At 65.4% G+C, this 12,841-nt stretch carries 13 protein-coding genes and 2 tRNA genes; 7 read left to right on the forward strand and 8 right to left on the reverse strand.

All coding sequences use genetic code 11. From position 1 onward, the window contains the following. Window positions 1–105 precede the first annotated feature (105 nt). The 4 genes from ABV606_RS05250 to ABV606_RS05265 all read left to right on the forward strand — a co-directional run bounded on the left by ABV606_RS05250 (window position 106) and on the right by ABV606_RS05265 (window position 3,127). Window positions 106–825, forward strand: coding sequence for a hypothetical protein (locus tag ABV606_RS05250; protein ID WP_353988622.1), 720 nt, complete (start codon window positions 106–108; stop codon window positions 823–825). Then, complete coding sequence (locus ABV606_RS05255; RefSeq protein ID WP_353988623.1) at window positions 822–1,238, forward strand: phage holin family protein; 417 nt, start codon at window positions 822–824, stop codon at window positions 1,236–1,238. Before ABV606_RS05250 ends, ABV606_RS05255 begins: the two co-directional genes overlap by 4 nt. Then, entirely contained in the window at window positions 1,235–1,813 is a 579-nt protein-coding gene (locus tag ABV606_RS05260; protein WP_353988624.1) for a DUF3618 domain-containing protein, read from the forward strand. Before ABV606_RS05255 ends, ABV606_RS05260 begins: the two co-directional genes overlap by 4 nt. 87 nt (window positions 1,814–1,900) lie before the next feature. Further along, the gene (locus ABV606_RS05265; protein WP_353988625.1) at window positions 1,901–3,127 is read left to right on the forward strand and encodes a YihY/virulence factor BrkB family protein; all 1,227 of its coding nucleotides are present in this window, start codon (window positions 1,901–1,903) and stop codon (window positions 3,125–3,127) included. Here ABV606_RS05265 and ABV606_RS05270 read toward each other — a convergent pair. Together ABV606_RS05270 and ABV606_RS05275 are read right to left on the reverse strand one after the other, a co-directional pair. Continuing rightward, on the reverse strand, window positions 3,084–3,548 hold the full coding sequence (locus ABV606_RS05270) for a nitroreductase family deazaflavin-dependent oxidoreductase (RefSeq protein ID WP_353988626.1): 465 nt from the start codon (window positions 3,546–3,548) through the stop codon (window positions 3,084–3,086). The genes ABV606_RS05265 and ABV606_RS05270 overlap by 44 nt on opposite strands. A gap of 134 nt (window positions 3,549–3,682) precedes the next feature. Beyond that, a tRNA-Arg gene (locus tag ABV606_RS05275) sits at window positions 3,683–3,755 on the reverse strand. Window positions 3,756–3,940: 185 nt separating this feature from the next. Here ABV606_RS05275 and ABV606_RS05280 point away from each other — a divergent pair. Further along, window positions 3,941–4,507 carry an SRPBCC family protein gene (locus ABV606_RS05280; RefSeq protein ID WP_281488739.1) on the forward strand — a complete coding sequence of 189 codons (567 nt, stop codon included), beginning with the start codon at window positions 3,941–3,943 and terminating at the stop codon, window positions 4,505–4,507. A 189-nt stretch (window positions 4,508–4,696) separates the two neighbouring features. Next, on the forward strand, window positions 4,697–6,625 hold the full coding sequence (locus ABV606_RS05285) for a BCCT family transporter (RefSeq protein ID WP_353988627.1): 1,929 nt from the start codon (window positions 4,697–4,699) through the stop codon (window positions 6,623–6,625). A 14-nt stretch (window positions 6,626–6,639) separates the two neighbouring features. On the opposite strand, the gene ABV606_RS05290 is transcribed toward ABV606_RS05285, so the two are convergent. Next, complete coding sequence (locus ABV606_RS05290) at window positions 6,640–7,287, reverse strand: UdgX family uracil-DNA binding protein (RefSeq protein WP_353988628.1); 648 nt, start codon at window positions 7,285–7,287, stop codon at window positions 6,640–6,642. A 736-nt stretch (window positions 7,288–8,023) separates the two neighbouring features. Beyond that, a tRNA-Ser gene (locus ABV606_RS05295) sits at window positions 8,024–8,110 on the reverse strand. A gap of 88 nt (window positions 8,111–8,198) precedes the next feature. On the opposite strand from ABV606_RS05295, the gene ABV606_RS05300 reads away from it, so the two are divergent. Beyond that, window positions 8,199–9,344 (forward strand): replication initiator, encoded by a 1,146-nt coding sequence (locus ABV606_RS05300; RefSeq protein WP_353988629.1) that lies wholly within the window; start codon window positions 8,199–8,201, stop codon window positions 9,342–9,344. A 232-nt stretch (window positions 9,345–9,576) separates the two neighbouring features. On the opposite strand, the gene ABV606_RS05305 is transcribed toward ABV606_RS05300, so the two are convergent. The 4 genes from ABV606_RS05305 to ABV606_RS05320 are packed head-to-tail and all read right to left on the reverse strand — an operon-like array spanning window position 9,577 to window position 12,548. Then, entirely contained in the window at window positions 9,577–10,002 is a 426-nt protein-coding gene (locus ABV606_RS05305) for a very short patch repair endonuclease (RefSeq protein WP_353988630.1), read from the reverse strand. 10 nt (window positions 10,003–10,012) lie between these two features. After that, on the reverse strand, window positions 10,013–10,708 hold the full coding sequence (locus ABV606_RS05310; protein WP_353988631.1) for an HNH endonuclease: 696 nt from the start codon (window positions 10,706–10,708) through the stop codon (window positions 10,013–10,015). A 2-nt stretch (window positions 10,709–10,710) separates the two neighbouring features. Then, window positions 10,711–11,589, reverse strand: a complete 879-nt coding sequence (locus tag ABV606_RS05315; RefSeq protein WP_353988632.1) for an NgoMIV family type II restriction endonuclease — start codon at window positions 11,587–11,589, stop codon at window positions 10,711–10,713. Further along, window positions 11,589–12,548, reverse strand: coding sequence for a DNA cytosine methyltransferase (locus ABV606_RS05320; protein ID WP_353988633.1), 960 nt, complete (start codon window positions 12,546–12,548; stop codon window positions 11,589–11,591). Before ABV606_RS05320 ends, ABV606_RS05315 begins: the two co-directional genes overlap by 1 nt. Between the last annotated feature and the right edge of the window lie 293 nt (window positions 12,549–12,841).

A 12,841-nucleotide genomic window follows, 5' to 3' on the forward strand; every position in this document is an offset into this window, starting at 1 on the left:
GTTCCCCCGTCGAGTTCGGGGTCGGTGCCGCCCAGCGGCGCGCGTCCGCCGATGACGACCAGTGGGGACATGTCCACACCTCCGAGCGGGGGCACAGATCAGGGAATGACCGACACCGCCAAGGAGCAGGCGAAGCACGTGGGCCATGAGGCGGCGGAGGCGACCAGTCACGTCGCACACACCGCGAAGGACGAAGCCGCGGGGGTGGCTTCCGAGGCATCCGCCCAGGCCAAGAGCCTCTTCGCCGAGTCGAGGCAGGAATTGACCGACCAGGCCGAGAAGCAGCAGCGCCGGGTCGCGGAAGGGCTGCGTTCACTCAGCGGTGAGCTCGACACCATGGCCCAGCACTCCGAATCCGACAGCACTGCCGGGCGCCTCGTGTCGCAGATGGCGAGCAAAGCCGACGATGTCGCAGCCTGGCTCGACCAGCGCGATCCCGGCTCGCTCGTCGATGAGGTCAAGGACTTCGCCCGCCAGCATCCGGGTGCGTTCATCGCCATGGCCGCGGGTGCGGGGCTGCTGGTCGGACGCCTCACCCGTTCCCTCGTGAGCGGTGATGAAGGCTCGTCGTCTTCGAGCACGAGCGGCATGGGCCGGCACGACACCCGTACGATGCCCGCGTCCCAGGTCTTCCCCCCGACCGGCGCAGGAGAACCGGGGCCCAGTCCGGCCGACCCGCTGCGCAGCGGCATGGGAACGACCGGGACCGGGATGGGCGCCGGCATGGGCACCGCGTCCGGCATGGGAACGACCGGCGCTACCGGCACTGACCCCATGAGACGAGACGAGGGGATGCCGGGAGCTAGCGGTGAGGTGGCACCATGACCGATCCGCAGACCCCGTCGGAAGAGAAGGCGGCGAGGGCGTCGCTCGGTGATCTCATCGGCGAGGTGAGTCGTGACTTCTCGACACTGGTGCGGCAAGAGGTCGAGCTCGCGAAGGCGGAGCTGACCGAGTCTGCCAAGCGCGCAGGGAAGGGCGCCGGAATGTACGGCGGGGCCGGCTACGCGGCGCTGATGGCGGTGTTCTTCCTGTCGGTCGCGCTCTGGTGGGCGCTGGGCTACCTGGTCGGCCTTGGATGGTCGGCCGTCATCGTGGCGGTCATCTGGGCGATCGTCGCGCTCGTGCTCTTCCTGATCGGTCGACGGTCGTTCGAGAGCGTCAAGGGCGCACCGCAGACCGTTGACACGTTGAAGAAGATTCCCGAGACATTGAAGAGGAACGAGGAGAACCGATGACCATGAACGATCCGGACGCGATCCGGCAAGACATCGAGGAGACCCGCGCAGAGCTCGGCCGCGACGTGGACGCGCTCTCCGACAAGGTCAATCCCTCGAAGATGGTGCACCGCCAGACCAGCAAGGTGCGCGGCGCGATGCACAGGGCGAGAGAGCGCGTGATGGGCGTGGCCAGTGACGCCGGCGACACGGCATCCGACATGGCGGAGAACGTGGGTGATGTCGCTCATGACGCTGTCGAGAAGGCGAAAGGCAACCCGCTCGCCGTCGGCCTGATCGCCTTCGGCGTCGGCTGGCTCGCCGCGTCGCTGATTCCGGCGACCGACGCCGAGAAGAAGATGGCGGCATCCCTGAAGGAGGCGGCACAGCCACTCATGCACGAGGTGACCGATGTCGCCAAGGAGATGGGTGAGCACCTCAAGGAACCCGCCCAGGAGTCGCTCGACGCCGTGAAGCAGCGCGCGACGGAGGGCGTGGACGCTGTGAAGTCCGAGGCAGGAATGGCCGCCGACGACGTCAAGCAGGAGGCGCAGCGGGCGACCCAGACGATGAAGGAACCAGGTCAGCCGCTCTAGCGGCCGGTCGCGAACAGCCGTCGCCGTCGCAGGCTAGAGGTGCTGCGACGGCGACGGCTCGTTCTCGAAGCGATGAAGAAGGCACCGATGTCTCGCAACTCCCCCGATGCCCGCACCCTCGGCGAGCAGGACCCGAGGTCGAAGCAGGATGCGCCGCATCCGGACGCCGAGCGGAAGGTCGATTGGCCGACGCAAGTCGAGAAGCCCTCATGGAAGTACATCGCGCGCAAGGTAGTGCGCGAGTTCTCAGACGACCAGTGCATCGACATCGCCGCGTCGCTCACGTATTACGGGGTGCTCTCACTGTTCCCGGGGCTGCTGGTCGTGATGTCGCTGCTCGGCCTGTTCGGGCAGTCGGGCGAGGCCGTGCGCGCAATCCTCGACATCGTGCGCCAACTGGCTCCGAGCGAGACGGTGCAACTGATCGAGGCGCCGCTGCGGCAGTTCGTGGAATCGCCAGCGGCGGGCTTCGCGCTCGTCTCCGGTATCGTGCTCGGGATCTGGTCGGCATCCGCCTACGTGACCGCGTTCAGCCGCGGAATGAACCGCATCTACGAAGTCGTCGAGGGTCGGCCGTTCTGGAAGCTCAAGCCGCAGCAGCTGCTCATCACGATCTGCCTGGTCGTGCTGGTGATCGTCATGATCACGCTGCTGGTGATCTCGGGCCCGGTGACGGATGCCGTCGGCAATGCGCTCGGCATCGGCGATACCGCCCGCACCGTGTGGTCCATCGCGAAGTGGCCCGTGCTCGCGATCGCCGCTGTGGTCATCATCGCGCTGCTGTACTACACGACGCCGAACGTCAAGCAGCCGAAATTCCGCTGGATGAGCGTGGGCGCCCTCATCGCGCTCGTCGTGATCGTGCTGGCCACACTCGCGTTCGGCCTCTACGTGACCAACTTCTCGAACTACGACCGCACGTACGGTTCACTCGCCGGGGTGATCATCTTCCTGCTCTGGCTCTGGATCACGAACATGGTGCTCTTGTTCGGGGCCGAGGTCGACGCGGAACTCGAACGCGGGCGCCAGTTGCAGGCCGGCATTGAGGCCGAGCGCTCTGTGCAGTTGCCGCCGCGCGATACCCGCAAGTCCGACAAGCTCGCCGCCAAGGCGGAAGAGGATATCGAGCGGGGAAGAGAGCTTCGTGAACGCGCCGCTGCCGAAGCTGCGGCTGCCGACCAGCGCCGCCGAGAGCAGGAGCGCAGCGAGCGCGAGGCCGCGCGTCGGGCGGAGAAGCTGCGAAAGCGCGAGGCCAAGACGCGAAGCGGAGCTACCCCTCCAGCCGCTCGTCCGCCTGCTCCTCCACGGGAGTGAGCACGAAGAGCGGGATCAGTCGATCCGTCTTCTTCTGGTAGTCGGCGTACGGCGGATACGCCTCGACCGCGCGAGGCCACCACTCCTCGCGCTCGGCGCCAGCGGCTTCGACGGCCCGGTAGGCGCGCTTCACGGCGCCGTCTTGCAGTTCGACGAGCGGATTCGCCCGAACGTTGAACACCCATGCCGGGTGCTTGGGCGCCCCACCTTTCGAGCCGACGAGCAGATACTTCCCTCCGTGCTCCACTCGCATGAGCGCCGTCTTCCGCAGCTTGCCGGTCGAGGCTCCGACCGTCGTCACGACGATGATCGGCATCCCGCGCAGCGTTGCAGCCTCGGTGCCGCCCGATGCTTCGTACCGCTCGGCCTGTTCACGCGCCCAATCCGAGGTGCTCGGCGCGTATTCACCCTGCAATGCCATGTGCTCCCCTCCCAGACACTGGGAGACTACAGCCCCCGCGACCTCCGGCTCGGCACGCGATCGCATTGGCGGATGCCGGTGAGATTCACGTGGCGTGTGCGAAGGGATCGCCGACGCCCACGGAGAAACAGATGCGCGCCCGGAGGGACTCGAACCCCCAACCTTCTGATCCGTAGTCAGATGCTCTATCCATTGAGCTACGGGCGCATACTGGCGAAAACCAACCTGAAAAGCATAACAGGTTGTGAAGGCTCCGAAATCTGGGTGGGGCTGAGCGCAGCCTGAGCGGAAGCTGCGGCATCCGTCCCCTCCCCTGTCACGGCGTAACCGGCCCGCCTACCATGGGCGGCACTTGACCAGCCGTGTCAAGACATTCCGACGAAGGAGGGCTGATGTCCAACACGACGAACGCCGATGTGGAGATCGATGCACCGGTCGAGACGGTGTACACCCAGTGGCGCAATGTTGATGCGTTCCCCGGGTACTTCCCGAACGTCAAGTCTGTGCGGCGCATCGACGCCGACACTACGCACTGGGCCGTCACCGTTGGTGGAGTGGAGCGCGAGTTCGATGCGCGCACGACTGACAGCGTTCCGAACCAGCGCATCTCGTGGACCAGCACCGGCGACACCGAACACCAGGGTCGGGTGATCTTCAGCACGATCGACGGAGGCCGCACCAGGGTCGAAGTCGAAGTCGACTGGGAGCCTGAGGGATTCGTCGAGAAGGTCGGAGCGGTGCTGCACGTCGACGCCATGCAGTTGAAGACGGCGCTCGGCCACTTCAAGGATTTCGTCGAGCACCACATGCGGCAGTCCGGTATGGCGACCAACGAGGACGACGTGATCGGTGACGAGAACGAGTTCCATCAGCACTACCCGCCGAAGCGCGCGGGCACCGAGTTCTCGACCGACCCCCGGATGCACCCTCCGGTTGACCCGCCTGAGACCCGGATCTAGTCGCACCTGACCGCGGCCGCGGCTTCTTGAGCTCGAGCCGCGACCAGATGGCGTCAGATCACGGCGCGCGCCCCTGTTGCACCAGGGGCGCGCGCCGTCTGCTTGCGTCACCATGGGGCGGCGCACTAGCGCGCGGCGATGAACGGTGCGCCGCGCATGTCACTGCAGCAGAGGACAGGATCCAACGTGATGACTACGGCGAGCGAGCAACGACAGCGGCCGGCCACGCGGCGAGCCCTCGAGGCGTGGGTGTTCTGGCCGACGGCTGTAGTAGTGCTCGCGTTCTCAGCGTTCGCAATGATCGCGCCCCAGACTGCCGAGCAACTGTTCGGCGCGATCCAGTCGTCGATCGTCAATGCGTTCAGCTGGTACTACGTGCTGATCGCTGCGTTCTTCGTGGCGTTCAGCCTCTTTCTCGGGTTCAGCCGGTTCGGCGATATCAAGCTCGGGCGTGACGAGGACCATCCGGAGTTCTCGCTCGGCGCCTGGTTCGCTCTGCTGTTCGCGGCAGGCATGGGGATCGGACTCGTCTTCTACGGAGTGAGCGAACCGCTGAGCCATTTCGCGACGCCGCGACCCGGCGTGACCGGCACGACCGAGCAGCTTGCCCAGCAGGCGCTGACGCAGACCTACCTGCACTGGGGCGTGCACGCCTGGTCGATGTACGTCGTGGTGGGTCTCGCGCTCGCCTACGCGATCCACCGCCGGAAGCGCCCGATCTCGATCCGCTGGACCCTCGAGCCGCTCTTCGGCCGCCGCATTCGCGGCTGGGTCGGCAACGTCATCGACGTCGTCGCCTTGGCGGGCACGCTCTTCGGCGTCGCGACCTCGCTGGGGCTCGGCGTGCTGCAGATCTCGGCTGGGCTGGATGCGTCCGGGCTGCTCCAGCCGTCGGTCGGCGCGCAGATCGGGATCATCGCCGTGATCACCGTCTTCGTGCTCATGTCGGTGCTCTCAGGAGTGGCCCGTGGCATGAAGTGGCTGTCGTCGATCAATCTCGTGCTCGCCGGACTGCTCCTGCTCTATCTGCTCGTGGTCGGCCCCACCGGATTCCTGCTTCGCGAGTTCGTGCAATCGATCGGCAACTACATTCAGAACTTCGTCGGCCTGGCGTTCAACGTGAGCGCGTTCCAGGGTGCGGCAGGTGAGGCCTGGCAGGCGAGCTGGACCTCGTTCTACTGGGGGTGGTGGATCTCCTGGGCGCCCTTCGTGGGGATCTTCATCGCGCGTGTGTCTCGCGGACGCACAGTGCGGCAGTTCGTCGCCGGCGTGCTGCTCGTTCCTACGCTGCTCGGCATCCTCTGGTTCAGCGTGCTCGGGGGTTCGGCGCTCGTGCTCGAGGCGGCATCCCCCGGCACGCTGACGCGGCCCGACGGCACCGTCAACGTCGAGGCGGCGCTGTTCGAGCTGCTCCGGCACGTGCCGGGTACGCCGGTGCTCACGATCGGCACCATCCTGCTCATCGCGATCTTCTTCATCACCTCGAGCGATTCCGGCGCGCTCGTCATGGGAATGATCGCGACCGGCGGCCAGGTCAGCCCAGCGCGCTGGGTTCGCACGTTCTTCACGCTCATCACTGCGGTGCTCGCCACGGCGCTGCTGCTCGCCGGGGGCCTGCAGGCACTGCAGACCGCCGCGATCATCATCGCGCTGCCATTCAGCGTCGTGATGCTGCTCATGTGCGCCTCAACCGTCCGGGCGTTCCAGCGCGAGAGACGAGCGTACGATCTCGCACGACGCGCGCGGTTCGTCGACCACATCGGCGAGTACTACGGTCTGGAGGCCGAGAGCGTGCCGACTCCGGATGCCGGCGGCACCGCCCTGGGACGCTTGTTCTTGCTCGCCAGGCAGCGTTTGAGGAGGGGCGGGGCACCGCTCGACATAGCGGTCGGCCCGACCTCGCCGTTGCCGCGGCAGCCGGCACGGCCGGCGGCTCCTGTGGGCGAACCCCACCCGATCCACCCCTCCGAACGGGCTCTCGCCGCTGAAGAAGCGGAGAGCGAGTCGGCCGCGCCGAACGATGTCGACGAGATCGTCGCCCACGACCGCGAGGCGCTGCTGCACGACGTCGACGAGGTGCCCGACAGGGGCGACGACGCTCCCCCGCCGATCCGGTAGGGGCGGGGCCTGCTTCACCGCAGAAGACCGGCGGCAGTCCTCAGGTCGGCGACCAGTTGAGCGAACGCGGCCTCGCGATCGTCGTCTCCGCGCAACCGCAGGATCGCCGAGGGGTGCGCCGTCACGACTACTGGTGCGGGTAGCCCCTCGCGCACGAGCGGCTCGCCCCTCGCCCGACCGATCGCCACAGTGCGGCCGAGCACCGACCTCGCGGCGGTGGCGCCGAGGCACACGATCGCCTGCGGTTGCACCGCCTCGAACTCCGCTTCGAGCCACGGGTGGCACGCCACGATATGCGCCACCGCAGGCTTGGCGTGGATGCGCCGCTTGCCCCGCTGCTCGAACCTGAAATGCTTCACCGCGTTCGTGAGGTAGAGCTCCTCACGACGGATGCCGGCGGCATCCACCGCCTCGGCGAGCACACGCCCGGCAGGCCCCACGAACGGCTTGCCTTCCTCGTCCTCCCGATCGCCCGGTTGCTCGCCCACGAGCATGAGCCGCGCAGCGGCCGGGCCGGTGGAGAACACCACCTGGGTGGCCGGTTTCCAGAGCTCGCAGCCGCGGCATCCTTCCGCCGCGCGCTTGAGTTCGCCGAGGCTCGCCTCTGCCGGCACCCACCGCTGCGCGCCGGGACGCTCGACCTCTGCGAGTTCGGGAGCCATGCCCCGAGTGTAGGAGCGGGCCGCGCGTGCGGAAGGAGGCTCTGCCGAGGTAAGGCTCGCGCCTGGCTGCGAGCCCGCTGCGCTTCAACCGAGAAGTGGAGAGTGCTCCTTGACCTGCGCGCAAGCCGCGCTAACCTCTTAGGCCATGGCAAGGCTCAACGCTGATCGAAGAGGGCGCGCCGCAGAGCGATCAGCGCACTGGGCACGCCGCTCGCTCTCAGCGGTGCCACCGAACGCGGAGCCGCGATCCGAAGCATGAACAGTGACCAACTTCGACCAATGATCTGTCGAGACTGCCTCTACCCGCTGCAGCACATCGGGGGTTCGGAGCGTCCGTACTTCGGGTGCATCCTCTGCGGGGCGCTGGGAGTGCGGGTTGCTCAATCGACTGAGCGTTTGTCAGACGCTGACGCTCAAATCCACAGCCCGAGCCACGGTCGCCATGAGTTCCGTCGTCGTCGACGCGGAGACTCGGATGCGAGCAATCGGTCGTTGCCGCACGGCGACGGAGACTTGCAGCGCTAGCACCGCCGTATCAGAAGGCCCCCAACAACCGCTGGAATCTCGCGGAAGTGCGGGGCTAGCGCTTGGCGGAGACGGAGGGACTTGCTCCCGTGGTCCTCCCCCACCATTGGTCCGCAACGCTCGGCGCCCGTGGGCGTGACCCCACCCGACAGTCCAAGCCACAGCACCCGCTCATGAAAAAACCCGGCCTTGGCCGGGTTTTTTTCATGAGCGGAGACGGAGGGATTTGAACCCTCGGTCCCCCGGAGGGGACTCCACCTTAGCAGGGTCGTCCGTTCTCGGCTGCGATGCAGTTTCCTACTCAGTCTGCAACTTATGCAACTGGGATCACGGGCTGCGCGCGCCTGCGGGGACCCCCACAGGACCCTTGGACTCGGCCGAACCTCATGGCCGCCGATCCGTTCGACTTGCTCTCTGCCGCTCGCAGCCGCTTCTGCTCACAACCGCTAGAGGTGGCTCCTGGCTTATTCGTGCGTTGCCAATCCCGCCGCCGGTCGGTGTGTCCGTCGTGCTCCGATCTGTACCGCGGGGATTGGGATCACATCGCTAGGGCGGGCATTTACACCCTGGACGGCACGCCCGTAGCAGGTCACCGCTTTTACTTCATTACCCTCTCTGCACCGAGCTTCGGTCAAGTTCACCGAGTCCCAAGCACGGCCACGCAGAGGGCGCGTCGTTGCGCATGTGGAAGGAGTCACGCTCAAGGAGACGCTGACTTGCGCGGCGTACCGATAGATCTGGACCGCTACAAGTACCGGCAGCAAGTGTCTTGGCACCTCGGGTTGGGTCGCCTGTGGAACTCGACCGTGATGGCAATGCGCGATCTCGCACCTGATCTGGCCTTCTTTGCAGTGCGTGAGGCCCAGGCCCGCATGGCCTTGCATGTCCATGCCCTAGTTCGAGTCCCCGAAGCGCAGGCTGTGCCTGCTGAGGCGCTCGGCCGTGCCGCTCGACGAGCCACGGCGATTCATCCCGTCACGCGCAGAATCGTGAGGTGGGGACAACGGGGAGCTAAAGACTCCGAAATCGCACCCATGACGGCGCTAGCGGCCGAAGCGCTGCCAACCGAAGGCGCGCCTCCGACAGAATCGGTAGCAGCGTCACGCGTGGCTCGATATGTGTCCAAGGCGGTCACCTACTCGTTGAAGGACATCACACCAGGCGACGAAGCTTCAGCGATAGGCGCATCGCCGCTTCGGCTTGAGTTCATCAGGCGACTGCATGCGGCAGCACGATTTGAAGTCCGCTGTCCGAAGTGTGGACATGCCGGCCCGCGGAATTGCGCCGCGCGGTCGCATTCAAACCTCGGTTACTCCGGGCACACAGTTTCGGTAAGCCGCGCTACCCCGGAAAGAGCCGGCTGGGCACTAACGGGTGTTACTCGGGCTAGCCTCCGAGAGCGACGCCGCGAGTGGATGGAGGAAAATGCAGCCGACCTGCTGGGAGCCGGTCTGGACCACACTGCACTCAACGTTGCGGAGTGGATTCAGAGCGAATTGAACCGCCGTGCAAGGGCACCTGAGCGACCGTGACCTGGGAACTCGTGCCTGGTCACGCGCGTGTCGTGCAAGGCTCGATGCATGAGGAGTTTCTCGTCCCCCGGGTCAGTAGCATCGCGAACGGTCTACTGGACCAGTTGCGAGGAGTGCGGGCTTGACGGACAGGAATGGGATGACGAACTTTCGGCGAGGCGGGACTTGAACGTCCACAGACGGATCTGGCATCCGTCATCGAGATAGGTAGGGCGTCCGACAACGAGAAAACTTAGGCCGGATGGTGATGCGCGACGGCGCAGATCACGGCTGCTGCGATATCGGCGGGGTCCTCGTGCTCCCAAAAACGCAAGACCGTCCATCCTTCGGCCGCGAGTTTCTCCGTCGTCTCCCGATCTCGATCTCGTGTGCGTTGCAGTTTGGGGCTCCAGTAGCCAGCGTTGATAGCTGGGGCGCGGCCGTGCAGCGGGCAAGAGTGCCAAAAACAGCCGTCGATAAAGAGCGCGACCCGCCTCCGCGTGAACACAACATCGGCCGTGCGGCGAAGGTCAGGGATCGGACGGCAGGCAACACGGTATCGGAGGCCCGCAGCGTGGAGCAGTCGTCTGACTGCCAGTTCCGGCTTGGTGTCGCGAGAGCGATTCGCTTGCATGTTCCGGCGTCTGGCTGGCGTTGATGCCCAGCTCTCGGTTGGCATTACGCCAGTCTCAGCGATGTTGCTGGACGAGTTCTCGGACCGCAAGCGGGGTAATCCAGGGACCACGGTGACACATTCGGTGGCAATTCGCGCACAGAAGTGCCAAGTCTTCAAGAGAGGTCTTCGTCGGGCCCGATACATGGAGCGGGAGCACGTGGTGAACTTCTATGTAGCCGTCACCTCGCTCGCCGTAGAACGCCCTGAAATCGAAGTTGCATGCCTCGCAGATGATGCTTCTACCCTGTGCGCGCACCTCAGCAAGCTTCCGGTCGCGCAGTGATCGATCGCGCTCACGGGTCCTCGCGATGTGTTCGAGGATGCCGCCCTCATGTCCCAGCTCATCGTCGTGAGTGTCAGCGGGACCGACTTCCCCAGCCAAGAGGGCAGCTCGGATCGCACCTGCACGGGCCTGCATGCCGACAAGGTCGTCGCGGAACGCCTGAATGACCGGCCCCACGAGCATGCCTCCCCGGGTCGGTTTTCCGTGGTATGCCGCGTCGGCGGTTGCGAGATCGAAGGTCTTGCGTTGGATGCTCGCAGGGCTACGGAAGTTTGCGGGGAGGATGATTCCCGGATGCAGTTGGCCTCGCTTCAATAGCTCGGACAACGCTTGTGCCGCCGGCGAAGTCGATCTGACTCCTGTCCACGCGTTCTTACTGACGAGGTCAGCAGCGAGCACGAGTTCATCGTGCGTCCAATTCGGCATGGTCACACGGCTAGGTCCAGGGGCAGATCGGCGATATCTCGCAGTCGCTTCCCCGAAACCATGGTGTCGAGCAGCGTCATCGCTTCGTCGTTGTCTGAGGCCTGAACCGCGTCGATCAACTCAGGTAGGGCGAAGTGATAGAGGCAGTCAATATCGCCGGTTCCGAGTGCCAGAGAGGCCAGTCGCGAAGGCGAAGGTTCAGCAGTAACGACCGAGATGTGTGGCAGCCGGCCTTTTCGGTTGCGTATGAGATTCAGTGACTCGGAACGGGCGTTCTGGGCCCGGTCACTGCGGATCGTCCACTTGCAGGAAATGACCGCGTGGAGAATCCCCAGGGGTTGGTTAACCCTCCGAATGGAAGTTCGTCGGGCGACGCTGTCGTCAACGAGGGTTTGGTCGCGATTTATTAGCTCGTCGTCGACGGGTGCACGCACCACTACGACGTCAGGGGCAATCACATACGCGTTTCCCAAGACAGCCCGTAGCTGCGGGTTTTCTCTGACCGCGTCGTCTAACTCTGAGAGGTGGGAGTACTGCTCGTAGCGCGCAATGTACTCGATGCTTCGGCGGCCAGCGACTTTGATCACGTCCCACTCGCCGGGCCGCAACATTCCCAACTGCGTGAACGTGGATCGCACAAAATCCGCGCAGGCCGTTTCAAATTCTCCACCGCTGGTCTGACCGGCCAGGCGTTCGGCGACCGTCTCTACGAACAGCTGCTCTGCAATGTGCTTGGCGTACGCCACGCTCGATCTCTGCGACCCGTCCGCATTACTCGCAACGCCATTGGCGTTCACTGTCAGGACGTTGTTCGCAAGCAGTCCCGCGTGGAACTGCCTACGCGCTTCTGCAAACCGGGATGCGCTGGTTGCGGCGTCCATTACGCCACCGCGTGCAGCGTGCGGACTGACAGTGCCTTTCGGATGTTGTCACCTACTGCTCGCGCGACGGGGGCCGGAAAGGCATTGCCGACCTGGCGATATGCTGCCGTCTTGCGTCCCCAGATCTCCCAGTCATCGGGGAATCCCTGTATGCGCGCAGCCATCCGCACTGTGAGGCGAGGCATCCCGACGAAGCCGGGCTCGGGCGCTTCCTCGGCTAGAGTCCGGCCGTCGACGCCGAGCGCAGCCCATGCGGCACGAGCGCGCGTGGGACCCAAGTCAGGGCCACCGTGTTTCTTCGACCCTCCTACGAGGGTGGGAGCGATGCTAGACGCGCGCTCCGCCCACACGTCCGCCCCCTCCCAGCCACGCTCAGCCATGAGGTCGCGGAGCGTCTCTCCAACCGTGGGCGGCTGAGCGTCATGCGGCGTGGGCCAGCGGAAGTGCTCCGAGAGGTCATTCCTCATAGCGACGAATATCACTCTCGGCCGCAGCTGTGGCACCCCAAAGTCGGAGGCGTTGACTAGGCGCCACCCTGGCGTGTAGCCCAACTTTCGAAGTTGAGACTCGACATCGTTGCGGTAGGTGTCGAACACCGCGTCTAGAAGACCACGGACGTTCTCGAACATCACTGCGCGGGGTCGAATTTCATCGACCAAGTCGATCGCCTTGGGGAACAGGTTGCGTTCGTCCTCGGCACCGAGCTGCTTGCCTGCTTTGGAGAACGGCGGGCAAGGCACGCCCCCAGCCAGTAGGTCGACGCCTTCATAGCCCTTGCCGGACCACTGGAGCAGATCCTGCTCCAGAACGTTCCACTCGGGACGGTTGGCGCGGATCGTCTGACACGCCGCGTGCTCGTACTCCACGAGCGCGAGGTGCTCGAAGCCCGCCTGTTCAAGACCTAGTGCCTGGCCGCCGGCTCCGGCGCATATCTCCACGGAAGTAAAGCTCGAAGTCACGCCACAACCGTATCGGGAAGCCCCGACATTACTCAGATCCGAGCACCGGGCGCGCCCCGACTCTTTGGTGGCGCAGCCACGAGAGCGGTAGCCGCGTTAGCGCGGGTGCCGCTCTCCCTTGTCTCTGTAAGGCGTTTCTCCACCGTCGCAACCCGTTTGCAGCCGACTGCGCGGGCCCCGCATAGAGGCAGGCAAAGGCAGTTCCAACACATGACCAACGACCGACCCCACATCCCAGGAGTGGAAATGAACCCTACGCTTCGCCCTCCCGACAGGGCTCCACCCGCGGCTAC

It is taken from the genome of Ruicaihuangia caeni (genome assembly GCF_040536845.1).
In the GTDB taxonomy this organism is placed as follows: domain Bacteria; phylum Actinomycetota; class Actinomycetes; order Actinomycetales; family Microbacteriaceae; genus Ruicaihuangia; species Ruicaihuangia caeni.